This window comes from Polaribacter sp. Asnod1-A03, assembly GCF_045063585.1.
In the GTDB taxonomy this organism is placed as follows: Bacteria; Bacteroidota; Bacteroidia; order Flavobacteriales; family Flavobacteriaceae; genus Polaribacter.
Genome location: NZ_JBEFOE010000009.1, coordinates 3,232,135 through 3,256,392 on the forward strand (window position 1 = coordinate 3,232,135; position 24,258 = coordinate 3,256,392).

Consider the following 24,258-nt stretch of genomic DNA (forward strand, 5'->3'; position numbering starts at 1 on the left):
AACGAAAAAAAATGTATCTAGAACTATTTTCTAAATAGAAACCTTATTTTTGTAAGATGTTAAAAGTCGAGAATATTTCTTTTTCTTATCATAAAAACAAACCTGTTTTAAACGATTTTAATTTTACATTACAACAAGGAGAACACCTTTGTGTAATGGGAGAAAGTGGTTGTGGGAAATCTACACTTTTAAAAATTATTTATGGTTTAATGGATTTAAATAAAGGCAAAATATTTTGGAAAGACACCCAAATTTTAGGTCCAGAACATTTTTTAGTTCCTGGTTTTAAAAACTTTAAATATGTAGCACAAGATTTTGATTTAATGCCATACATTTCTGTATCAGAAAACATTAAAAAATTCTTATCTCGTTTTTATCCAGAAGAAAGTGAACTTAGAACACAAGAGTTACTTGATGTTATAGAAATGAAAGCTTTTGCAGATATAAAGGTTAAAAACTTAAGCGGCGGACAAAAACAACGTGTTGCCATTGCTAGAGCTTTGGCAAAAGAACCTCAACTATTACTTTTAGACGAACCTTTTGGCCAAATAGATAACTTTAAGAAAAATTCTCTACGCAGAAGACTATTTAGTTATTTAAAAAAGAAAAATATTGCTTGTATTATTGCAACTCATGATAAAGACGATGCACTTTCTTTTGCGGACCAACTAATTATCATCAAAGACAATAAAATTTTAGAGAACAATAATCCAAAAGAAATTTATAGGCATCCAAAAGAAAAATACATTGCTGCTTTGTTTGATGATGTAAACGAAATTATAATCAACAATAAAACCGTTTTATTTTATCCACATCAAATAAAAGTTGTTGAAAAATCAGAAACAAAAGCAACCGTTTTAAATACCTATTTTAAAGGTTCTTATTGGTTAATTGAAGCAGGTTTTAATGAACAAAAAGTTTTTTTTAATCACTCTTCTAATTTAGTAGAAGGTTCTATAATCAATCTACATTTTCTATAAATAAAAAAAGCAGAAACCAATAAACATAGGTTTCTGCTTTTACTATAATTATAATCTTTTTATTTTACTTCAAACGTACTTTTTTCATCACCAATTTTAACAGTGTATTTACCTTTTGGTAAATAATATGCATCATTACCTGCTTTCTTAAGTTTTGCTTCTTTATTTACTCTTTTGTAGTCTTTTAAGCCATTTTTAGAAAAGGAAACATCAAAAATTGCTTCATTATAACCTTTTGTTCCATCAACAGAAATTGAATTTATTTTTACATCTTCAGCATAAACATCAATTGTTAATTTTTTATCAGAATTTGCATAAAAAGGAATTACAACTTCTGGTGTACTTGCTGTTCTCCACGGACTTCTAGAAACTCCCCATCTTCTGTTTTGTCTAATATCATTTACATCAAAAAGTGTTATAGATTTTGCTAAAACCTCTGATGTCATTTTTTGCAATGCTGCAACATTTGTTTTGTACAAACTACGTCCGTGCGTTGCTACAATTAAATCTTTTGCTGTTGGCTGTATCACTAAATCGTGTACCGCAACATTTGGTAAATTTTTACTAAACGTTTGCCAAGAAGTTCCTTTATCAAAAGAAATATACAAACCGTTATCTGTACCAACATATAAAATATTTTCGTTTTCAGAATCTTCTTTTATTACATTTACTGCAGAAGTTGGTATTGATGTACCAATATTTTTCCACGTTTTTCCAAAATCATCAGACATATAAATATATGGTGTAAAATCATCATAACGATACCCATTTAAAGTTGCATAAACACGTTCTTTTTTAAATTTTGATGCAATTACTCTAGAAACCCATAAATCTTGTGGAAGATTATCAGAAACCTTTGTCCAACTTCCACCTCCGTTAGTTGTTAAACTGATAATTCCATCATCAGAACCTGTGTAAATCAAACCAAATTGAAACGGACTTTCAGAAATTGTGGTTAACGTTCCGTAGGCAACATTTCCTTTTTTTCCTCCTTGTGTTAAATCTTCAGAAATTTCTTCCCAATCATCACCTTTATTTAAAGAACGGTGTAATTTATTACTTCCTAAATATAAAATATCTTGATTGTGTTCTGATAAAAGAATCGGTGTTTGCCAATTAAAACGATATGGTTTTGCTTTTTTAGCTGGTTTTGGCTGAATGTATTTTCTGCTACCTGTTTCTAAATCTAATCTAAAATAACTACCAAATTGAGAACCTGTATATACAATATTAGAGTTTCTATTATCAATCTGAACTTGCATTCCGTCTCCACCCATTATAGATTTAAAAGGATTTTGACCAGATTGTTTCCATCTTTTATCTATGCTTGCATTATTTGGACCAAACCAAACACCGTTATCTTGCAAACCACCATAAACATTGTAATTTTTTTCATTATCTACATTTACGTAGTAAAACTGCCCAACCGGAAAGTTATTTAACTTAATCCAGTTTTCTCCATCATCATAAGAAATATTTAAACCACCATCATTACCTTCTACTAAATGACCCGATTTTTTAGGATTTACCCATAATGCTTGATGATCTGAGTGTACATTTTCTTTACTAATAGAAGTAAATGTTTTACCACCATCTTTAGATTTTATAATGCCAACTCCTAAAATATAAATTCCGTTTTCATCTTGTAAATCCACTCTAATTTCACCAAAATAATATCCGTAAGAACTATAAATTCCGTCTAAATAATTCGTGTGTGTTTTTTTCCAAGTTTTACCTCCGTTAGTCGTTTTAAAAACTTCTGCACCAATTACTGGCTCTTCAAAAGCTACAGCCATTTCATCATCTAAAAAAGCCATTAATTCTTTTGGTTTCATTCCGCCAGGTCTTAATAATTGCTTTACACCTTCTGCTCTAAATTTTTCTCTAAAACCATATTCTTTTAAATACGTATTTAAAGTTTCGTTTCTAAGTGCTAATACTTCTGCAGAAGTTAACTTGTTAAATTCTTCTTTTGATAAATTATAAGAAGCTACTTTTTTACCTTTTGCTTTTCTTCTATATTGACTGTCATGCAAAGCATAAACAGTATTTTCATTAAAAACAGCTAAACCAATTCTACCAACACCACTTCCTGTAGGAAAACCGCTTTTATCAGCAATTTTTGTCCAAGAATTACCAGCATCTGTACTTTTATAAATGGCAGAATTTTCTCCGTCTCCATCAAAATCCCATGCTTTACGTTCTCTTTCCCAAGAGGCGGCATACATAACATTAAAATTTTCTGGCGCAAAAGCTACATCTATAACCCCTGTATTTTCATCAATAAATAATGTTTTAGACCATGTTTTTCCGCCATCTGTCGTTTTAAAAATTCCTCTTTCTGCATTTGGAGAGTATAAATGACCAATTGCACCGATAATTACTTCATCAGCATTGTTAGGATTGATTAAAATTCTACCAATATGATGCGTATCTGGCAAACCAACATTTGTCCAAGTTTGTCCTTTATCTGTAGATTTTAAAATTCCGATACCAGCATAACTAGAACGAGAAGAGTTATTTTCTCCTGTACCTACCCAAATTGTTCCGGTTTGCCAATCTACAGCAATGTCTCCAATATTTAAAGTTGCTGCATTGTCTAAAACTGGTGTAAGTGTTGTTCCGTTATTGTTTGTGTAAAACAAACCTCCAGAAGCATAACCAACATAAAATTCTGTTGTATTATCTGGGTTTACAGCCATATCAACAACACGTCCACTCATTACTATTGGGCCAATATTTGTAAACTCAATATTCTTCACCAAAGAAGATTGCATCATTTGAGATTTTTTCTCTAAAGATTGTTGAATAACATCTGAGTTTGTTGGCGACTGCGCAACTAAAGCTCCTGAAAGGCAGAGTAATAAAAAAGTAAAAATAGATTTCATAAGAGTTTGAATTTGGTTTGAAAAGCTGAAATTACTACTTGTAAAATCAATATCAAAAAAATTAACATAAAAAGGATTTACAAGAAAATTCTACTACAATTTTAAACGACGTATCTTTGCAGGCTGAAACAACTACATAAAGTTGCTTTCAAAAATTATTATTATGACATTTAAAGATTTAGGTTTATCTCCGGCAATCGTAAAAGCAGTTGAAGAGAAAGGATATACCAAACCATCACCAATACAAGAAAAAGCAATTCCACATATTTTAGAAGGTAAAGATATTTTAGCTTCTGCACAGACAGGTACAGGAAAAACAGCAGGTTTTACATTACCTGTTTTGCATTATTTAGCAGACACTAAACACCCTAAATATAGACCTTTACGCGCATTGGTTTTAACACCAACAAGAGAATTAGCAGCACAAGTTTATGACAACGTTAGAGAATACAGTAAATACGTAAACATAAGATCTACCGTAGTTTTTGGGGGCGTAAAAGCAGCTTCACAAATAAAAACATTAAAACAAGGTGTAGATATTTTAGTAGCAACACCTGGTAGATTGTTAGATTTACATGATCAAAAAGCAGTTTCTTTTAAAAGAATTGATGTTTTGATTTTGGATGAAGCAGACAGAATGCTAGATATGGGCTTTGCAAGAGACTTAAATAAGTTAATTAGTTTTATGCCTGCAAAACGCCAGAACCTAATGTTTTCTGCAACATTTTCTACTGAAATCAAAAAATTAGCTTCAGGTATTTTAAACAATCCTGTTTCTGTAGAGGCAGAACCACAGAATTCTACAGCAAAAAAAGTAACTCATAAAGTTTTTAAGGTTGACAAAAGCAAAAAAACTGAGTTTACGATTAAGTTGATAAAAGACGGAAATTGGAATCAGGTTTTAGTTTTTACAAGAACAAAACACGGAGCTAATAAGTTAACAGAAAAATTGATAAAAGCAGGTATTTCTGCTGCTGCTATTCATGGTAATAAAAGTCAAGGAGCAAGAACAAAAGCTCTAAAAAATTTTAAAGACAATACAATTAAAATTTTAGTAGCTACAGATATTGCTGCCCGTGGTTTAGATATTCCTTTATTACCTCATGTAATTAATTTTGAATTACCAAATGTACCAGAAGATTATGTACATAGAATTGGTAGAACTGGTAGAGCTGGAGCAGCTGGAGAAGCAATTTCTTTAGTTTGTAGCGAAGAAACAGAGTACCAAAACGAAATTGAAAAATTACTAAAAGAAAAATTAAAATCTAACATTGTAGAAGGTTTTGAACCTACAGATACTGCAGCTCCAAAAAGAGCAGCAACGCAAAGTAAAGGTTCTTTTGGTAAGAAAAAAAGACCGACTAATTCTGGTGGTGGTTCTTCACAAGGTGATAGACCAAAGAAAAAACCTCATTTTAAAGGAAATAAACCTGCAGGTTCTACTTCTGGAAGAGGAAGAACAGGAGCTCCTAAAAAGAAACGTTTCTAAAAACGAACTTATAATTCATTATTATCCTGTAAAGTCACAAAAACTTTGCAGGATTTTTTTTGTCCGTAACTAACCTTGCGTTAGGGATTGTAATGATATCCTTTTTGCTTTTTTGCAAAAAGATATAATGAAAAGCCCGCTCGAACGCCAAAAAAACAAGTTCTGTAATTAAAATAATTGCTACAAAAATATTGCTACCTTTGTGTTTCAACATAAATTTTACAGTATGAAATACGATAAAATAGATTCAAAATTATTTATAAAAAATCGTAAAAATTTTGCTTCAGCAATGAAAGCAAATAGTATCGCGATTTTTAACTCTAACGATATTTACCCAATAAGTGCAGATAGCACAATGCCTTTTGAACAACATAGAGATCTTTTCTATTTAAGCGGTGTAGACCAAGAAGAAAGTGTCTTATTTTTGTTTCCTGATTGCCCTAATGAAGACTTACGTGAAGTTTTATTTGTAAGAGAAACTAATGATCATATTGCGGTTTGGGAAGGGGAAAAATTAACTAAAGAAGCTGCCTTTAAAACCTCTGGAATTAAAACTGTTTATTGGTTACAAGACTTAGAAAAAGTATTGTTTGAAATGTCTACTTATGCAGATACTTTTTATATTAATACCAACGAGCATTATAGAGCAAATGTAGAAACAGAAACTAGAGAAGATCGTTTTACAAAATGGTTATTAGCTAAATATCCAGCACATTCTGTTGCTAAAAGTAACCCTATTTTACAAAAACTACGTTCTGTTAAAGATCAAATTGAAATTGATTTAATTCAGCATGCATGTAATATTACAGAAAAAGGTTTCCGTAGAATTTTGCCTTTTATAAAACCTGGAGTTTGGGAATATGAAATTGAGGCAGAATTATTACACGAGTTTATAAGAAATAGATCTAAAGGATTTGCTTATACTCCAATTATTGCAAGTGGAAACAACGCCAATGTTTTACATTATATAGAAAACAACCAACAATGTAAAACTGGCGATTTAATCTTGTTTGATATTGCTGCAGAATATGCTAATTATAAAAGTGATTTATCTAGAACTGTACCTGTTTCTGGTAAGTTTTCTGCTAGACAAAAAGAGGTTTATAATGCTGTAAATCGAGTTAAAAAGGAAGCTACAAAAATGTTAGTTCCCGGTGCTTTTTGGAAAGAATATCATGTTGAAGTTGGTAAAATTATGACTTCTGAATTACTAGGTTTAGGTTTATTAGACAAAGCTGATGTACAAAATGAAGACAAAGATTGGCCAGCATATAAAAAATATTTTATGCACGGTACTTCTCATCATATGGGCTTAGATACGCATGATTATGGTTTATTACACAAACCGATGGAAGTAAATATGGTATTTACAGTAGAACCAGGAATTTATATTCCAGAAGAAGGTTTTGGTATCCGTTTAGAAGATGATGTTGTTACACAAGAAAAAGGAGAACCTTTTAACTTAATGGGCAACATACCTATTGAAGCTGATGAAATTGAAGATTTAATGAACTAATTTACAATCTAAATTATAAAAAAAGCGAGTTTTTAAAAAACTCGCTTTTTTTATAATTTCTCTAATAAGATTATCTATTTAATCTTCCTGTAGTATTTCCCTCTAAAATGCTAAGAACATCTCTTTCATTCGCATAATTTACATCTCCCATATAGGTGTGTTTTATAGCACAAGCAGCACTACCAAACTCCATCGTTTTATAATCATCAAAATGTTGTAAACCATGTATTATTCCGGCAGCAAAAGCATCACCTGTACCAATTCTATCAATAATATGTGTAATATCTAAATCTTGAGTTTCTTTAAACTCTTTACCATTCCACATTCTTGCTCTTATCTTGTGCCAAGAAGAATTAATAGAAGTTCTAATCTTATCGAATACTTTTTCTATAGACGGAAATTTTTCCATCAATTCTTTACTTGCTTCAATGAAATCTTCGTTAGAAAACGAATAATTTGTGTCTAAAAGCTCATTCATTTCATTAACTCCACCAATAAAAACAGTAGAATAACTAACTAATTCAGATAAAACTTCTCTTGGGTTTCCTCCCCATTTCCACAAACCACTTCTATACGTTGGATCAGCAGAAATAGACATTCCTTTTTTTTGCGCAAGAATTAATCCCTCTTTTAAAGTTTCATAACCTCCTTTACAAAGTGCAGGTGTAATACCTGTCCAATGAAACCATTTCCCTTTTTTTAAAGCCTTTTCCCAATCTACCATTTCTGGTTGAATTTCAGAGAAAGAAGAATGAGATCTATTGTAAGAAATAGAACTTGGTCTCATTACTGCACCTACTTCTAAAAAATAAACACCTAAAGGTCTATTTGATCGCACAATTGCAGAAGTACTAACATCAAACTTTCTTAGATAAGAAATAGCTGTGTCTCCTATAAAATCATTAGAAATAACGGATATATGCTTCACATCACCACCGAAATTTGCAATAGAAATTCCTACGTTTAATTCTGTACCTCCAAAATAAAATTCAACATTGTTAGATTGGATAAATTTTTTGTTACCACGTGGTGAAATCCTCATTAAAACTTCGCCAAAAGTAATTATCTGATTCATATGAAATTGTTTTGTAAAACAAATATACTTTATAAAAAATCATTAAATAAATGTTTTATTATTAAAAATTTATATTATTTTATAAAGATGTAATAAAATTGATAGTTTTTTTATTAAAAACTTCTGGTTGGTCTACATTTACTACGTGTCCGCAATTATCAACAACAAATAACGAAGAAGTAATATGCTTAGAAACAATATTTTGTATAGAAGGTAAAAACAAATGATCTTCTGCACCCATAATATATAAAGTTGGTATTTTTATGTCTTTTGCTCTAAAAAACCTTAGAAGCGGATTTATTTCTGATGTTAACTTAAACCAACGTAAAAACTCTTTTTGATATAATTTTTTTGCTTCGTTTACAAACAAAGATCTAGACTTTTTATGATTTTTCTTAGGCATTATTATAAAAGCAAAAAGCTTATAAAGTAACATATACGGCACAACAGATTTAAAAATATTACCCACTTTCATTAATACTTGAGAACGAAAGTTCATTTTTATAATTGCGCCTCCCATTATCATACTTTGTACTAAGTCTGCTCTTTTTTCTGCTAAATTTCTAATTAAAATTGTACCTAAAGAAATACCTATAAAGTGCGATTTTTTAATTTTTAAATGATCTATAACCTCAACAATATCATGCGTAATAGAATCAAAAGTATATTTTGTTTTAAACGTGTCTTTTAATTTTGGCTTACTATTGCCATGACCTCTTAAATCTAAAATTAAAACATTAAAATGTTTTTTAAAATCTCTTACTTGCTTATACCAAATAGAACTGCTACCTCCTGCTCCATGAACAAACGTAACCCATTCTTTAGAAGTTGCATGCGGATATGAATAGTAATTTAACAAAATATATATAAAATTAGAATGCTAAAATAGTACAATTAATTTTGATTGTTTTTTTCACCTTTTATTGTCCTTATATAATTTAAAATAATCTACATAAAAACAAAAAAAGGCGAACATTTCTGCTCGCCAATCATCATTTGAATTAAAAAAATTATTCTACTATTAAAGTATATTGTGGTGTTGGGTTTAAAGGACAGAAATACACATATTCTCCTTTTTTAAGTGCTACTTTTTTAGAAGTTTCTTTGGTGTTATTTTTTACTTGTGCAGTAACATATGCATTTTTAATGTGTGCTTTTACATCTGCTTTTGGCGCTAAAACAAAACCTACATTATGACCAACATTGTTGTTTGCAACTTCAAAAATATAAGTTCCTTCAGATAATGTAATTTGTTTCTGAGTAAACTCTCCTTTTGTTTGTTCTAAAGAAACTGTTTTTACTTCTTGTGCATTTGTGTTAAATGCAAAACCTAATACTAAAACTACTACTGCTACTAATTTTCTCATAATTTCTAATGTTTAATTTATGTACTATTTGTTAATTATATTGTTGCTATTTCTAATGATTGTGCTACCGGAAAATCTACAGGAACTTCTGTTGTTTTATGAAAATAGTTGGTAATTGTAATTTCGCCAATTAATAAAATTGCATCTGCTAAACTTCCTTTTGTATAACCTGCTGCATAAAAGTTTTCTACAGTTTCTGCTGTTGCAGCTCCTCTATTAATAGCTACAGATTTTGCAAATTTTGATAAAGCATCTAGTTTTGAATCAAAAGAAGCATTTCCTGTTCTTAATTCTAAAATTTGATCTTCTGTAAAGCCATTCATTTTACCAATTGCCGTGTGTGCAGATAAACAATAAACACATTCGTTTACTTGACTTACCGCTAAATTGATTACTTCTTTTTCTTTGGCAGAAAAACTTGTTTTACCTTGTCCTATTGCTAAAAAGTTACCTAATGCAGTTTCACTGTGTGCAAAAGAGGCATATAAGTTGGGTACAAAACCTAATCCTTTTTCTAATTGATTAAAGATTGCTTGATTATTTTCTGATACTTCGTTTTTTGTTGGTACGTTAAATGTGCTCATAATTTCTATTTTTCTAGTGCTAAACTTGTTTCAGCATCTTGTAATTATTACTATTTTTAAATCTTATTTTTTATTACGCTTTTAATTCGCAAAATTGTTGTTCTGGATGTTGTTCATCATATGTTTGATATCCCCAGCAATTTGGGCAATGTGCGTTTTCTATTGTTTTCATAATTGATAATTTTTACTTGTTATTGTTTGATACTGCAAAGATGCAACCGATAGTGACTTCAAAAATTGGACAAAAGTTCCTTTGATTTGGACTCTTTAAAAAGTTGCTTTTTTTTTGATGATTGCAGTACTTATTTTAGTCTATCTATTTTACTTCTTAAATTTCTTTCTGTAATTAAACCTGTATGTCTATCTTTAGGTTCTCCGTTTTTAAAGAAAATAAGAGTTGGTATATTTCTTACATTAAATTTTGCAGCTAATTCTGGATATTCATCAACATTTATTTTTTTGATGGTTACATCATCTTTTAATTCGTCTGCTAATTTGTGTATTGTTGGCAATAAAGTTTGACAAGGTCCACACCATTCTGCATAAAAATCGAACAATACATTACTGTTATTTTCTAAGATATTTTTTACGTTTATTTGATCTAATTGAATTTCCATTTTTTCTTATTTTTTAGTTGCTGCTAACGCAGGATGAATAATTTATTATTGTGTTGTTCTTGTTACACACTACAAAGATGCAACCCAAACACAAGTTTAAAAATGGACAAAAGTTCCTACTGTTTGGACAAGAAAAAAATAGTTGGCAAATAAGCACGCGTGAAGGATAAAGCAAGTTGTTTGAGCTCTTTTTTACTGTTAGTTTGAGTGAATTTGTGAAGGATGAACAAATTTGTATCGAAAACAAAGTAAAAAAAGCGAGTTGCGAAAGCCTGACCTGAAAGGGCACGCCCAAGTAAATTAAAAAAATATTGAGTGAAGCTAGAACAATAAACCACAGACTTGTCATTTCGACAATAGGAGAAATCTCATAACAGTGATAATACAAGACCAACCAAACTTTATGAGATTTCTCTCAAAAGGTCGAAATGACAAAGCTGGATGAAAAAAAACGAAATGAACACTGTTAATTAGTATTTAAGAGAAATCTTATAATGAAGTTGAGGTGAAATATAAACAGCTAATACTCCTTTTTAAACTGAAGTGGCGATTTTAAAATTGCTTTGGTAAAGAAGCGTGTAAAATACGCAGGATCGTTAAAACCAAGATCGAAAGCAATTTCTTTTACCGTTTTATCTGTGTAAATAAGCAAGCGTTTTGCTTCTAACAAAATACGATTTTTAATAAAATCTGAGGGTGTTTTTGCGCCTAATTTCTGAAAGTGTTTGGTAATCGATTTTGGCGAAAGGCCTAATCTATTTGCGTAATCGGTTACAGCGTGCATGGTTTTAAAATTCTGTTCTACCAACAAACTAAAATCTTTAAAAAGACGGGTTTCTGTGTCTTCTTTTATAACATGATTTTCTTTTTTTACACGAACTGCAGAAATAATAAATTGTTTTAAATACGATTGTAACATATCGTATTGCGCGGTTTCGTTTTGCTGGAATTCTTCGATTAAACTTTCTAAAATAAAATTGAGTTTTACCGTGTCTTTTTTACAAGGTTTCACAAACGGAGTTTCGTAAATATTGTTGAATAGAATTCCGTTACACGCCACTTCTGTATCGTGGGTTTGTATGCAGTAAAAATCTCTTACAAAGGTAAGTTTATAGGCAGTTTTTATTTGCTCGGAATCTACAGTAAAAACTTGTCCTGGTGATAAAAAAAACAACACATTATCTTCAAAAGTATAGCTTTCAAAATCGATGTTATAGGTTCCTTTTCCTTCTTGAATCCAATAAATAGAATACGCATTTTGTTGTACAGAATGGTCTATAGTACACGCTTTTTCAAACTGTACAGTGCTTACGGAAAAGGTTTCTTTAAAGGAATATTTTACAATGTCTTGTACTGCCAATTTTTATGTTGTTTTGTTTGTTGGTCGTAAAAAATTGTGGAAACTTATCTTAATAATTTATTTTGTTTATAAACTCATTTTAAAATAACTTCGCTATTGTCGATTATAAGTCATTAAAACAACACATAATCGTCTTAACTTAGGCACAAGCTAAGAAAAATATCTCACTAAAATAGAAAATGTGAAGTCTGAAATAAAAACATACAACTCAGAAGATTTCAGAAAAGAATACTTCAACGCAAGTCCGGAACTTAATAAGCTTTTTGAAAAGAGTGTTGAAGATTTTTTTTGTTTAAAAATTGAAGAACTAATTGAAAGAGTTTTTAAACCAATACCTCCTTCAAGGGAAGAAAGTCACACTTTTATTTTTGTCACAGAAGGCTCATATAAAACTAAAATTGGATTTAAAGAATATACAATCTTACCCAACAATATCTTAGTTATACAAGCAGGTGCCGTATTTTCAACAGAAGATATTTCTAAAAATGTTAAAGGCTATACCTGTCATTTTCATCCTGATATACTTGTTAGAGAGTTTGGAAATCGTTCGTTAGTTACTGATTTCCATTTTTTAAATAACGGTAATTATCCAATTGTTCAAATCGATCAAAATTCAAAGAATACCATTGTCAATGTATTTGAAAGGTTAGCTACCGAATTTAAAAGAAATGAAAAAACCAATCCTGATATTGTTCACGCTTACCTTTATGCATTATTAACAGAATTGAAAACCTTTTACGGATTAAAAAATCACCCTGAGCAGAATGCACCTTATCACATTACCGCCCAATTTAGAATTCTAGCAAATGAAAAGGCAAAGGATAATCTAAAGGTAGCTGACTTTGCAAAACTGATGAACATAAGTCCCAACCACTTAAACAAATCAGTAAGAGCAATCACTTCTAAATCTGCATCCGAAATTATCAATGAAATTAAACTCATAGAAATTAAATACCTGCTCTATCAATCTAAGTTATCTATTAGTGAAATATCTTATGAAATGGGATATTTAGATGTATCCTATTTTATACGGTTTTTTAAAAAAAGTGAAGGTGTTTCACCTAAGGCTTTTAGAATTTTGATTGAAAAGTCCTAACAACGGAATAAATACTTCTATTTAAAACATAGCGTAACCTACGATCTTTGCAACAATAAAATTAAAGGTTATGTATTCTACCGTTCTTGTATTGCATTCACTCTTCAGGTGGTTGGTCATTCTGTCTTTATGCTATGCAATTTTTAGAGCGTACAAAGGGTTTCGTTCTCAATCCAACTTTACAAAAATAGATGATAAAGTACGTCATTACACAGCAACAATAGCTCATATTCAGCTTAGTTTGGGTATACTTGTATATATCAAAAGTCCTATTGTAAACTATTACTTTTCAGATTTTAAAAACTTAATCCATAATTGGAATTTGACATTTTTTGGACTGTTTCATTTTTTTCTGATGATTTCTGCAATTGTTATTGTTACGATAGGTTCAGCAAAAGCAAAACGAAAGAAAACAGATCTGGAAAAATTCAAAACAATGTTAACTTACTTTTTAGTTGCATTAATTATAATCTTTGTTGCAATTCCTTGGCCATTTTCTCCTTTGGCTATTAGACCACTTTTAAGAACATTTTAAATGAAACAATTTTTCAATTCAAGTTTAGGCAGATTGCGTTTGCTCGCATTTTTAGAAGGCTTTTCCTTGTTAATCTTAGTTTTTGTGTCAATACCGCTCAAAAGCATATACGGAATAACCTCAATATCTTCAGTTTTAGGTTCAATTCACGGTTTATTGTTCTTATTATTCATCTTTAACACCATAAGTGTAGGTACAGAGTACAATTGGAAATTTAAAACCACCACCTGGAAAGTGTTAATTGCATGCCTTATACCATTTGGAACTTTTTATATTGATTATAAAATTTTAAGTAAATTATGAAAACAGTTTATATAATAATCAGTGTTTTTCTCGCAGTTATAATGTTGTTCTTTGTCTTCAATAGAATTTATCGCTACAATACTATAGACAAAGGTTTAAGAAAAAAGATTACAAAAGGTGCTATTATTCTTGATGTGAGAACAGTTAGTGAATATAGAAAAAGTCATATTGAAGGTTCGATAAATATTTCTTTGGGGACAATGAGAGAACGTTATATTGAATTAGATTCAACCAAAACATATATTACATATTGCTCACACGGATTGAGTAGTGTGGAGGTAAAAAACATTTTAAAAGATAAAGGTTTTAAAAAAGTTTTTAATGGTGGTTCGATGTCTGACTTAGAGACCATAATTGAAAAAATATAGCTTGAAGGAATGATTTATGTATTTAAAACCTCTGTAAATACTGAAATAGAAATTCAGGAGTTAAAACCATATATTGACAAACTTTTTCCATTTTCAAAATGGAATTTTGACCTTGAGGATTGTGACCATATTTTTAGAATTGAGATGAAGGAAAGTATCCCTAATTTAATTATTTTCTTATTCAAAGTATTCGATTTTCATTGCGAGGAATTAGAATAAATCCAGTGGGTAACAATGTATTTAATTTATTACTTTCCAGCTTACTTACAAAATCCTAGCAGATTTTCTATTCGGTTTTTATTTGCTCTGAATCTACCGTAAAAACTTGTCCTGATGATAAAAAAAACAGCACATTATCTTCAAAAGTATAGCTTTCAAAATCGATGTTATAGGTTCCTTTTCCTTCTTGAATCCAATAAATAGAATAGACATTTTGTTGTACAGAATGCTCTATAGTACAAGCTTTTTCAAAAGCTACGGTACTTACAGAAAAAGTGTCTTTAAAAGAATACTTGGTAATGTCTTGTACTGCCAATTTTTATACTGTTTTGTTTGTTGGTCGTAAAAAATTGTGGAAACTTATCTTAATAATTTATTTTGTTCATAAACTCATTTTAGAATAACTTCGCTAACACCGATTTTAAGTCATAGAAAATAAAATCGTCTTAAATTATGTGTCATTAAAAAAATACGAAATCTAATTTGAAAGACCTCTATAATTTTCTTAATACTATTTCTCCTATTCAAGAAAATACTTGGAATGAAATAAAAAATCTTTTTACAGAGCATTCATTAAAAAAAGGTGAGTTTTTTTTAAAAGAAGGTGAAGTAGCTAAAAACTTTGGTTTTCTTAAACAAGGTGTTGTTAGAGCATTCTATCGTAATAATGAAGGAGTAGAATATAACAAACATTTCTTCACGAAAAACAATATGATCGGTGGTTATTCTTCTTTGGTTACACAACTACCTAATACTATAAATCAGCAAGCATTAACTGATTGTGATTTACTAATAGGAAACTATAGAAAATTAACTGATTTATTAGATAAACATCAAGATTTAGAAAGACTTTTAAGAAAAATTGCTGAAAACTATTTTGTTGACAAAGAAAAAAGAGAAGTAGAAATTGTATTGTTAGAAGCAAACAAACGATATGCTATTTTTCAAAAAGAACATCCTCAATTAGAACAATTAATTCCTCAATATCATATTGCCTCATACCTTGGTATAACACCAACACAACTAAGTCGAATTAGAACCAAAAATAACAAGAGCTAATTTTATCGACATATGTAAATGTATACAAATCTTATGTGTACTTCCTTTGTATCATAATTAAACCACTAAAATAATGATAGGAAAAATAATGTCGTTTGCAATATTGTCAATATTGTTTTCGTGCACGAAATCAGAAAACTTAAACACTCAAAAAAATAATAGTATGGCTCAAGAAAAAAACAGTTTTATTAATCCAAAAGGATTATTCAATCCTAAATACAATGGCTTCTCTCATGTTGTTAAAGTTCCAGCAGGGAAAGAAATGTATTATTTCTCAGGTCAATGGGCTTCAAATATAGAAGGTAAATTGGTTTCAGAAGATTTTGAAGAACAAGTTAAACAGACTGTTTCTAATGTTAAAACAGCACTAGAAACGGCCGGATTATCATTAGATGATGTGGTGAAACAAACTGTTTATATTGTAGATTTTACACTCGAAAAAAAACAGATTCTTATAGATGTAGCATCTAAAGAATGGAGAGTAAAAGACTTTCCTGCCAGTACAATTGTCCCTCTACCTTTATTAGCTACGGCACCAAATTGCCAGATAGAAATCGAAATTATCGCAGCTAAATAATCTTAAAATGAAAAAACTAATTTTAATTATAACAATTACAATGATTACGAACACTTCACTTTCAGCTCAAAACAAAAAAATTCTTTTTGTTTTGAGCGCAGCAGACACTTTAGAACTGAATAAAGGACAAAAACTACGACAAACAGGAGTCTTTTTAAATGAATTTTATTTGGCATATAAATCTGTTTCTGAAAATGGGTATAGTGTGGAATTTGCCACACCAAATGGTATTGTAGCAACGATTGATGAAGAAAGTATTAACAATAAATATTGGAAAGAACTATTAGAAGTTAAGAATGAAGCCGTAGCATTTATAGAAAAAGACAGTTTATATAATAATCCCATTACACTTGAAAATGCAATTGAAAACCAAAGTAATTATGTAGGAATTATTATTCCGGGTGGACAAGGTTTAATGATAGATTTAATAGAAGATAAAAATATTCCTATTCTTTTAAAACATTTTGCAAGAGCAAACAAACCAACTGGACTTATTTGTCACGCTCCTATCCTTATTTTGACAATTACAGAAGAAGAAAACCCATACCTTGGATATAAAGTTAATGCTGTATCACCTTTTGAAGAATTTGTAATTGAAAAATTTATAATGAAAGGAAAACCAAAAAACAGGAAAATAGCCAAACAACTAAGAAAATTAGGGTTGAAATACAGAAGCGGTTTGCCAAAAGCTAGCTTTGCTATAAAGGATAGATATTTGGTTACGAGTCAGAATCCATTTTCAAGTAGCGCTTTTAACATCCTTTATTTAGAAGCGTTAACAGGATATTTAGAAACAATGAAAAGATAAAGCGCCACATAATAATATATAAAATAGCGGTTTAGGCGTGATGCCTTAAACCGTTTTTTCTTTTAATTAATTATCTTACCTATCGAAAATCAGGTGAGTTAAATCCGCTACTTTTTATATACTAATTGTTAGCAAACTTTCCTCAAATTCAACCCAATAAAAACCAACAAGGCAGGAATTACCCAACCCAAACTGTGTTCTGCTAAAGGAATAATGCTTTTAATTCCGGTTAAATTTTCTCTTGGAATAATAAATCCTAAAAAATCTGGAATACTAAAAATAAACGTAACAATTACAACTCCTCTAAAAACCAATTTAGAAGCGTATTTTTCTGGCACAACATTTAGTAAAATCAATACAATAGTTATTGGATACACAAACATTAATGCTGGCACAGCAACATCTATAATAAAACCAACATTATAACTACCAACAATAATTCCTACAATTGAGCCAGTTGTAGCTGTAATTATATAGGCAATTTTAGAATCGTTGCAAATTCCTTTTATATAATCTGCTGTTCCTGTAACAATACCAACAGCCGTTGTAAAACAAGCCAAAGCTACCAAAACACTTAAAAATGTGGTGCCCAAGTTTCCTAAAGTTTGTGTGCTTAAACCTGATAAAACTTCGATTCTAGAAGCATTTTCTGCAAAAGTTGAAGAGAATAAAGAACCACTTAAAATTAAGCCTCCGTAAATTAATAACAAACCAACTCCAGAGATAATTCCTGCTTTGGTAACCAACTCTTTTTTAGCATTAAAAGTAGTGTGACCGCGCAAGTCTAAAGAAATAATAATTACCGCACCAACAACAACACCAGCAATGGCATCAAAAGTTTGATATCCTTCTAAAACTCCATCTATAAAAGGATTTTTAAAGGTTGATGGATTTACAGTTCCTGGAGAAGTAAATGTAGCAATTGCAATAATAACTAATAGAATTGTAACTATAATTGGCGTTAAAAATTTACCGATTAAACTGATAATTTTTGAACGATTTACCGCAAAAATAAACACCAAACTAAAGTAAATAATACTTGTTAAAATTGGCGGTGTATCAAAAAACGGCTGAATTGCCATTTCATGTGTAACTGCTGCAGTTCTTGGACCTGGAATTGCAGCTGCAATAATGTATATTAAAAAACAAAAGATGGTGCTAAAAACCGGAGAAACTTTTTTACCAAAATCGTACAAAGTACCTTGTAATCTTGCGTGTGCAAAAATGGAAAAAATAGGAATCACGATTGCGGTTAAAATAAAACCTAAAACAACAATCCACCAATCTGCACCCGATTTACCCCCTAAAGTTGGCGGTAAAATTAAATTTCCTGCTCCAAAAAAAAGCGAAAAAAGTGCAAAACCCGCTATCCAAATTTCTTTTGTTTTGTTCAAATTAGTTTACTTTTTTAAGATCTAAATCATGAAAATCGAAACTAAAATCTGTAATTGGTGCTATAAATTTCATTTTTGCACCAGTAGCATTTCCTGTTTCATCAAAAGAAAATTGTACAAAAACATCCGCATCATAACTTCTGTTGTTCCATTTTGCAACATAAGTTGTTTGGTTATATGGCAACAACTCACCAACTAAGGTAGAAGAACGTTCGCTTTTTATAGTGTATTTAGTTCCGTTATGAGTAATAATGATATTTCCAAACCAATCATCTTTATAAGTACCCACAATCTGTTTTGGATTTGGCAAACTTTTATCAGCTTTAGCTAATGCAACTTTACTAAAAACACTTGCTTTTATACTATCATTATATTTTAAAAAATTGGCGTTTTTTGTTCCGTAATCTTTTAGCCAATCTCTATTTTTATATCCTAAATAAGCATCTTTAATGGTATTTGTAATGGTGTTAAAAGCGTTTCCATTCATTTGATTTGTTAACACAATAATCCCTAAATCTAAATCTGGAATCATCGTAAATTGCGTTACGGTACCAATTAATCCTCCTGTATGATATACTTGTTTGTGTCCGCCTTTTACATCCGTTAAAAACCAACCTAAACCGTAACCTCTAAAATTTGAATTATAAGGATCGTTTTTAGCCACTTTTAAAGGCGTTTGTAACTGCCAAAGTTCATGAAATTGAGTTTCACTTAACAAACGTTTTCCATTTTTAGTAACGGCATCATTCATTAAAAAGTTGGCCCAAGTAAGCATGTCATTTACGTTACTCATAATTCCGCCAGCTGCGTTTGCTGTTTCGCTCCAATCATGCGGAATTTGAATTACTTTTCCGTCTGCTCTTGTATGCGCATCAATAATATTTGTTCTGTTTGTAACTCTGTTGTAAGATGCTTTACTACTCGTCATTCCAACAGGTTTCATAATTTTAGTTTCAATAAATTCTTCCCAAGAAAGTCCGCTAACACGTTTTAAAACTTCACCCGCAATAATAAACATGTTGTTATTATATTTAAAATCGGTTCTAAATTTACTTTGAGGCGCTAAATATTTTACATTATTGATAACATCTCTTACCGTAAAATCATTTCCTTCAGGAAAAAACATTAAATCGCCAGAACCTAAACCCAAACCACTTCTGTGTGTAACCAAATCTCTAACCGTAAAATTTTCTGTTACCCAAGCATCGTGCATTTGAAATTCTGGAATGTATTTTCTTACTTTATCATCCCAATTTAATTTTCCTGCATTTACCATCATTGCCAAAGCAAAACAGGTAAAACCCTTACTATTAGAAGCAACACCAACCAAAGTATTGTCATTCATGTCTTTTTTGTTGGATAAAGAACGAACTCCGTGACCTTTCGCATACACGATTTCTCCGTCTTTTAAAATTCCTACAGAAATACCCGGAACATCAAAAGTTGACAACGTTTCTTTTACTAAATGATCGAGTTTCTTTTCTGATATTTGTGCATGTAAATTTGATGAAATAACGAAAAGGACAAGAAGTGTTACTTTTTTAAAAAACATAAGATGTATTGTGTTGAATTTACACCAAATATAGTAAATACTTTATCATATTTTAGATTTCAAAAAACGAATCAAACAGTATCTTTGTTCGCATGATTTTAAATTACAAAAACGCTAATATTTTTTATACAGATCAAGGAAAAGGAACTGCAATTATTCTAATTCATGGTTTTTTAGAAAATGCCTCCATGTGGGATAAAATTACTCCAGAATTAATTAAGAGAAACAGAGTAATTACTTTGGATTTGTTAGGTCATGGACAGTCTGATTGTTTGGGCTACATCCATTCTATGGAATTATTTTCTGAAACAATTAATTTTGTCTTAAAGAATTTAAAAATTAGAAAATATATTTTGGTTGGCCATTCTTTAGGAGGGTATATTTCTTTATCTATTTCCAAAATTAATTCTAATAATATAAAGGGTTTGTGCTTATTAAATTCAACTTCTTATAAAGATTCTGAAGAACGTAAAAAAATAAGAATTAGAGCAAATAAATTAGTTCAAAATAATTTTGAAAATATGGTAAACATGTCTGTTTCAAATTTGTTTTACCAAAAAAATTCAGCAAAATTTAAAGAGGAAATTTCCAAAGTAAAAACCGAAGCACTAAAAACTTCTTTACAAGGTTATATTGCAGCACAAGAAGGTATGAAAAACCGCCCAGATTCAACCTTTTTTTTAAAAAATAGTACTTTTAAAAAATTATTAATTATTGGCGAAAAAGATCCGGTTTTAAACTATCAAAATTCTATTAAAGAAGCCAAAGAAACTAATTCTGATTTTGTTGTTTTACCTTGCGGACATATGACGCACATAGAAAACAAAGACGAATTAATTACCATTTTAAAAGATTTTGTAAAAAAGTGCTAAAATAAACTTTATAAAACCAAAAAGCGCAAATTTAAAACTTGCGCCTTTTCACCTTTTATAAAATATCTTTATTCTCCTTTTAAAGGATTCCAGCCTTGTGCTTTTAATTCCATTTCTTGACCAGATCTTGTAACTAAACTTAAACCTTGGTTTTCTGGAGTAACATGACCGATAACAGAAAAATTAGGATTCCCTTTTATTTTATCAAAATCTGCAATTGGTAATGTAAAAAGTAATTCGTAATCTTCTCCTCCACTTAAAGCAATCATCGTAGAATCCATATCAAATTCTTCTGATGTAGAAATTACTTGAGGATCTAAAGGCAATTTATCTTCATAAATTTTACAACCAACTTTACTCTGTGTACAAATATGAAAAAGTTCTGATGAAAGTCCATCAGAAATATCAATCATAGAAGTTGGTTTTACCTCTAACTCTTTTAACAAACCAGCAATATCTTTACGTGCTTCAGGTTTTAATTGACGTTCAATTAAATACGTGTAATTATCTAAATCTGGTTGATTATTTGGGTCTACTTTAAAAACTTGTTTTTCTCTTTCTAAAACCTGTAAACCTAAATAAGCAGCTCCTAAATCTCCAGAAACCACAATTAAATCAGTTTCTTTTGCGGTGTTTCTATAAACAGCTTCTCCTTTATCAACCTTACCAATAGCAGTTACAGAAATTAAAATTCCTTTGGTTGATGAAGTCGTGTCTCCACCAATTAAATCTACATTGTAAGTTTCACAAGCTAACTGAATTCCGGCATACAATTCTTCAATTGCTTCTAAAGGAAAACGATTAGAAACTGCAATAGAAACGGTAATTTGTTCTGCAACTCCATTCATTGCATACACATCCGATAAATTAACCATTACGGCTTTGTAACCTAAATGCTTTAACGGCATATAACTTAAATCAAAATGCACTCCTTCTACCAACAAATCTGTAGTTACTAAAGTTTGTTTTTCTGATGCATCTAAAACCGCAGCATCATCTCCAACAGCTTTAATTGTAGATGGATTATTGATTTTAAAATATTGTGTAATATGATTGATTAAACCAAACTCACCTAGTTGGGCTAACGATGTTTTTTCTGTATTCTTATCTTCTAACATTTTGCAAAGATAGTTACATTCTAAAAAAGGACAGAATTACTTTTACATCGATATTTAATTATTTTGTCTTTTTAATGGTATTTTTGAGAATCTATCTTTCTAAGCATGAATCAATTTACCACAACGCTACTTGTTTTTTTAATTGGTTTTTTATCCATAAAGGCTCAAAAAACAACACTTATTTCTGAAGCAGAAGCAAAATCGGCTTCTAAAAAAATGGAGTTTAAAGCAAATTCTAATACTTCTAATTACGACATTTCCTATCATAAATTAGAGTTTTCTGTAGATCCTGCAATCGCATCAATATCCGGAAAAGTAACCACAACTTTTACCGCTTTACAAAATATGAATACTGTTATTTTTGATTTGGATGATAATATGACGGTAAGTAATGTTACTCAAAACAACAATACTTTAGCGTTTACTCAAAATTCTGATGACGAATTAATCATCACACTACAAAACACTATAAATAGCAATGAATCTACTTCTGTTACCATCACTTACAGTGGAAACCCAACAAGCAACGGTTTTGGTTCTTTTGAAGTAAATACACATAACGGAACACCTGTTCTTTGGACTCTTTCTGAGCCATACGGAGCTTTAGGTTGGTGGCCTTGCAAACAAGATTTGAATGATAAAATTGATGCCATTGATGTATACATAACTGCTCCAGAAACATACACTTCGGTTTCTAACGGATTAGAACAAAGTGCAACAATTAATAACGGAAAAAAGACAACACATTTTAAACATCAATATCCAATTCCGGCTTATTTAATTGCCATTGCAGTTACCAATTACGAAACTTATTCTCACTCAGTTTCTAATAACGGAAATCCGTTTCCGATTGTAAATTATGTGTATCCAGAAGATATAACTTACGCAAAAAACAGCACAGAAATTACGGTTGATATTATGAATAATTTTATCAACCTTTTTGGCAATTATCCGTTTGATAATGAAAAATACGGACATGCTCAATTTGGTTGGGGAGGCGGAATGGAACATACAACTGTTTCTTTTATGGGAAGTTTTAATAGAGATTTAATTGCACACGAATTAGCACACCAATGGTTTGGCAATAAAGTTACCTGCGGAAGCTGGAAAGATATTTGGTTAAACGAAGGTTTTGCAACTTATCTTACGGGTTTAACTGTAGAAAATTTAGATGGCGATGACGCTTTTAAAAACTGGCGTTACAATAAAATTAATTCCATTACCACTTCTACAAATGGTGCGGTTTATCTTTCTGATGCTGATACCACAAGTGTTAGCAGAATTTTTAATAGCAGATTAAGTTATAATAAAGGATCAATGGTTTTACACATGTTGCGTAAAAAACTAGGTGATGTTGCTTTTTTTAAAGGATTAAAAAATTATCTTTCTGATGAAAATCTAGCGTATGGCTATGCAAAAACGCCAGATTTAATTGTACATTTAGAAACAGAAAGTAATCTTAATTTAACTGAATTTTTTAATGATTGGATTTACAACGAAGGTTACCCAAGTTATAATTTAAATTGGTATCAAACAGAAACAAATTCGGTAAATATTACTTTAAATCAAACTCAAAGTGATGCCTCTGTTTCGTTTTTTGAAGCCAATGTTCCTATCCGTCTAAACGGAACAAACGGAGAAATTTTAGATTTAATTTTAGACAATACACAAAATGAACAAACTTTTACTGAAGACGTTTCTTTTACAGTAGATTCTGTTGATTTTGATCCTGATTCTCATTTAATATCTAAAAATAATAGCTCAACTTTAAACACTCCTGCCAATCATACTTCTGATTTTTTAACCATTTATCCAAATCCTGTTGATGATATTCTTAGTATAAATACTGTAAACACAACAACAATCCATAAAGTAAAAGTTTACAATTTGTTAAGCCAAAAAATGTTAGAGTCTACAAAAAATGAAGTAAATTTATCAGAATTAAATAAAGGAGTATACATAGTTACTGTAGAAACTTCTTCTGGAATTTTTCGTAAAAAAATTATCAAAAATTGATATTCTATCAACTTAAAAAACATCATCAATAAAACTAATTAATCTATTAACTATCATAATGAAAGTTTACTGAATTTATACGACTTATATCGTATATTTGCACACAATTTAGATTTAATCTATTATAAAATTATGATAAAAGTTTCAGACACAGCAAAAAAGAAAGTCATAGAACTAATGACTGATGACGGCTTTAACGCAGCAACCGATTTTGTTCGCGTTGGCGTAAAAAGTGGAGGTTGTTCAGGTTTGTCATATGATTTAACTTTTGATAATAAAAAAGAAGAAAACGATAAAGTTTTTGAAGAAAATGATGTAAAAATCATTGTAGATAAAAAAAGTTTTTTATACTTAGTAGGAACAACATTAGAATATTCTGGAGGTTTAAACGGAAAAGGTTTTGTTTTTAACAACCCAAATGCCAACAGAACTTGTGGATGTGGAGAATCATTTTCACTTTAAAAA

24 protein-coding genes are annotated in these 24,258 nt (G+C 30.2%); 13 read left to right on the top strand and 11 right to left on the bottom strand.

Annotated features, from left to right (window positions below; genetic code table 11):
• Positions 1 to 56: 56 nt before the first annotated feature.
• Positions 57 to 980: an ABC transporter ATP-binding protein gene (locus ACJJVY_RS14425; RefSeq protein WP_405610247.1), complete on the top strand. Its 924-nt coding sequence runs from the start codon at positions 57 to 59 to the stop codon at positions 978 to 980.
• A gap of 59 nt (positions 981 to 1,039) precedes the next feature.
• Here the strand turns inward: ACJJVY_RS14425 and ACJJVY_RS14430 are convergent, their stop codons facing one another.
• Positions 1,040 to 3,868, bottom strand: coding sequence for a glycosyl hydrolase (locus tag ACJJVY_RS14430; protein WP_405610250.1), 2,829 nt, complete (start codon positions 3,866 to 3,868; stop codon positions 1,040 to 1,042).
• A 163-nt stretch (positions 3,869 to 4,031) separates the two neighbouring features.
• Here ACJJVY_RS14430 and ACJJVY_RS14435 point away from each other — a divergent pair, with 163 nt between their 5' ends.
• A complete protein-coding gene (locus tag ACJJVY_RS14435) occupies positions 4,032 to 5,357 on the top strand; it encodes a DEAD/DEAH box helicase (RefSeq protein ID WP_405610253.1) in 1,326 nt (441 codons plus the stop codon).
• Between the two features lie 226 nt (positions 5,358 to 5,583).
• Positions 5,584 to 6,873, top strand: coding sequence for an aminopeptidase P family protein (locus ACJJVY_RS14440; protein ID WP_405610256.1), 1,290 nt, complete (start codon positions 5,584 to 5,586; stop codon positions 6,871 to 6,873).
• Positions 6,874 to 6,943: 70 nt separating this feature from the next.
• Here the strand turns inward: ACJJVY_RS14440 and ACJJVY_RS14445 are convergent, their stop codons facing one another.
• The 6 genes from ACJJVY_RS14445 to ACJJVY_RS14470 all read right to left on the bottom strand — a co-directional run bounded on the left by ACJJVY_RS14445 (position 6,944) and on the right by ACJJVY_RS14470 (position 11,876).
• Complete coding sequence (locus tag ACJJVY_RS14445; RefSeq protein ID WP_405610259.1) at positions 6,944 to 7,948, bottom strand: sugar kinase; 1,005 nt, start codon at positions 7,946 to 7,948, stop codon at positions 6,944 to 6,946.
• Between the two features lie 79 nt (positions 7,949 to 8,027).
• Positions 8,028 to 8,807, bottom strand: coding sequence for an alpha/beta fold hydrolase (locus ACJJVY_RS14450; protein ID WP_405610262.1), 780 nt, complete (start codon positions 8,805 to 8,807; stop codon positions 8,028 to 8,030).
• A gap of 151 nt (positions 8,808 to 8,958) precedes the next feature.
• Entirely contained in the window at positions 8,959 to 9,315 is a 357-nt protein-coding gene (locus tag ACJJVY_RS14455) for a cupredoxin domain-containing protein (RefSeq protein WP_405610265.1), read from the bottom strand.
• A gap of 35 nt (positions 9,316 to 9,350) precedes the next feature.
• Positions 9,351 to 9,899 carry a carboxymuconolactone decarboxylase family protein gene (locus tag ACJJVY_RS14460; protein WP_405610268.1) on the bottom strand — a complete coding sequence of 183 codons (549 nt, stop codon included), beginning with the start codon at positions 9,897 to 9,899 and terminating at the stop codon, positions 9,351 to 9,353.
• Between the two features lie 302 nt (positions 9,900 to 10,201).
• A complete protein-coding gene (gene trxA / locus ACJJVY_RS14465; protein WP_405610271.1) occupies positions 10,202 to 10,516 on the bottom strand; it encodes a thioredoxin in 315 nt (104 codons plus the stop codon).
• 520 nt (positions 10,517 to 11,036) lie between these two features.
• Positions 11,037 to 11,876 carry a helix-turn-helix domain-containing protein gene (locus ACJJVY_RS14470; protein WP_405610274.1) on the bottom strand — a complete coding sequence of 280 codons (840 nt, stop codon included), beginning with the start codon at positions 11,874 to 11,876 and terminating at the stop codon, positions 11,037 to 11,039.
• Positions 11,877 to 12,057: 181 nt separating this feature from the next.
• Here ACJJVY_RS14470 and ACJJVY_RS14475 point away from each other — a divergent pair, with 181 nt between their 5' ends.
• The 4 genes from ACJJVY_RS14475 to ACJJVY_RS14490 all read left to right on the top strand — a co-directional run bounded on the left by ACJJVY_RS14475 (position 12,058) and on the right by ACJJVY_RS14490 (position 14,178).
• Positions 12,058 to 12,972 (top strand): helix-turn-helix domain-containing protein, encoded by a 915-nt coding sequence (locus ACJJVY_RS14475; protein ID WP_405610277.1) that lies wholly within the window; start codon positions 12,058 to 12,060, stop codon positions 12,970 to 12,972.
• 70 nt (positions 12,973 to 13,042) lie between these two features.
• Positions 13,043 to 13,507, top strand: a complete 465-nt coding sequence (locus ACJJVY_RS14480; RefSeq protein ID WP_405610280.1) for a hypothetical protein — start codon at positions 13,043 to 13,045, stop codon at positions 13,505 to 13,507.
• The gene (locus ACJJVY_RS14485) at positions 13,508 to 13,810 is read left to right on the top strand and encodes a DUF3817 domain-containing protein (protein ID WP_405610283.1); all 303 of its coding nucleotides are present in this window, start codon (positions 13,508 to 13,510) and stop codon (positions 13,808 to 13,810) included. It abuts the gene before it with no gap.
• On the top strand, positions 13,807 to 14,178 hold the full coding sequence (locus tag ACJJVY_RS14490) for a rhodanese-like domain-containing protein (RefSeq protein WP_405610286.1): 372 nt from the start codon (positions 13,807 to 13,809) through the stop codon (positions 14,176 to 14,178). The genes ACJJVY_RS14485 and ACJJVY_RS14490 overlap by 4 nt, the downstream gene beginning before the upstream one ends.
• A gap of 286 nt (positions 14,179 to 14,464) precedes the next feature.
• Here ACJJVY_RS14490 and ACJJVY_RS14495 read toward each other — a convergent pair whose 3' ends face one another.
• Positions 14,465 to 14,713: a hypothetical protein gene (locus ACJJVY_RS14495; protein ID WP_405610289.1), complete on the bottom strand. Its 249-nt coding sequence runs from the start codon at positions 14,711 to 14,713 to the stop codon at positions 14,465 to 14,467.
• 167 nt (positions 14,714 to 14,880) lie between these two features.
• Between ACJJVY_RS14495 and ACJJVY_RS14500 the strand changes: the two genes are divergently transcribed.
• The 3 genes from ACJJVY_RS14500 to ACJJVY_RS14510 all read left to right on the top strand — a co-directional run bounded on the left by ACJJVY_RS14500 (position 14,881) and on the right by ACJJVY_RS14510 (position 16,841).
• The gene (locus tag ACJJVY_RS14500; protein WP_405610292.1) at positions 14,881 to 15,456 is read left to right on the top strand and encodes a Crp/Fnr family transcriptional regulator; all 576 of its coding nucleotides are present in this window, start codon (positions 14,881 to 14,883) and stop codon (positions 15,454 to 15,456) included.
• Between the two features lie 88 nt (positions 15,457 to 15,544).
• Positions 15,545 to 16,033 (top strand): RidA family protein, encoded by a 489-nt coding sequence (locus ACJJVY_RS14505; RefSeq protein WP_405610295.1) that lies wholly within the window; start codon positions 15,545 to 15,547, stop codon positions 16,031 to 16,033.
• A 7-nt stretch (positions 16,034 to 16,040) separates the two neighbouring features.
• Complete coding sequence (locus ACJJVY_RS14510; RefSeq protein ID WP_405610298.1) at positions 16,041 to 16,841, top strand: DJ-1/PfpI family protein; 801 nt, start codon at positions 16,041 to 16,043, stop codon at positions 16,839 to 16,841.
• 128 nt (positions 16,842 to 16,969) lie between these two features.
• Here ACJJVY_RS14510 and brnQ read toward each other — a convergent pair whose 3' ends face one another.
• On the bottom strand, positions 16,970 to 18,235 hold the full coding sequence (gene brnQ / locus ACJJVY_RS14515) for a branched-chain amino acid transport system II carrier protein (RefSeq protein ID WP_405610301.1): 1,266 nt from the start codon (positions 18,233 to 18,235) through the stop codon (positions 16,970 to 16,972).
• Position 18,236: 1 nt separating this feature from the next.
• Complete coding sequence (locus ACJJVY_RS14520; protein ID WP_405610304.1) at positions 18,237 to 19,787, bottom strand: serine hydrolase; 1,551 nt, start codon at positions 19,785 to 19,787, stop codon at positions 18,237 to 18,239.
• A 92-nt stretch (positions 19,788 to 19,879) separates the two neighbouring features.
• Here ACJJVY_RS14520 and ACJJVY_RS14525 point away from each other — a divergent pair, with 92 nt between their 5' ends.
• Positions 19,880 to 20,659, top strand: a complete 780-nt coding sequence (locus tag ACJJVY_RS14525; RefSeq protein ID WP_405610307.1) for an alpha/beta fold hydrolase — start codon at positions 19,880 to 19,882, stop codon at positions 20,657 to 20,659.
• Between the two features lie 68 nt (positions 20,660 to 20,727).
• Here ACJJVY_RS14525 and thiL read toward each other — a convergent pair whose 3' ends face one another.
• Positions 20,728 to 21,777, bottom strand: coding sequence for a thiamine-phosphate kinase (gene thiL / locus ACJJVY_RS14530; protein ID WP_405610310.1), 1,050 nt, complete (start codon positions 21,775 to 21,777; stop codon positions 20,728 to 20,730).
• Between the two features lie 105 nt (positions 21,778 to 21,882).
• Here thiL and ACJJVY_RS14535 point away from each other — a divergent pair, with 105 nt between their 5' ends.
• Together ACJJVY_RS14535 and ACJJVY_RS14540 are read left to right on the top strand one after the other, a co-directional pair.
• On the top strand, positions 21,883 to 23,793 hold the full coding sequence (locus ACJJVY_RS14535; protein ID WP_405610313.1) for a M1 family aminopeptidase: 1,911 nt from the start codon (positions 21,883 to 21,885) through the stop codon (positions 23,791 to 23,793).
• Positions 23,794 to 23,925: 132 nt separating this feature from the next.
• On the top strand, positions 23,926 to 24,255 hold the full coding sequence (locus ACJJVY_RS14540) for a HesB/IscA family protein (protein ID WP_405610316.1): 330 nt from the start codon (positions 23,926 to 23,928) through the stop codon (positions 24,253 to 24,255).
• The last annotated feature ends 3 nt before the right edge of the window (positions 24,256 to 24,258 follow it).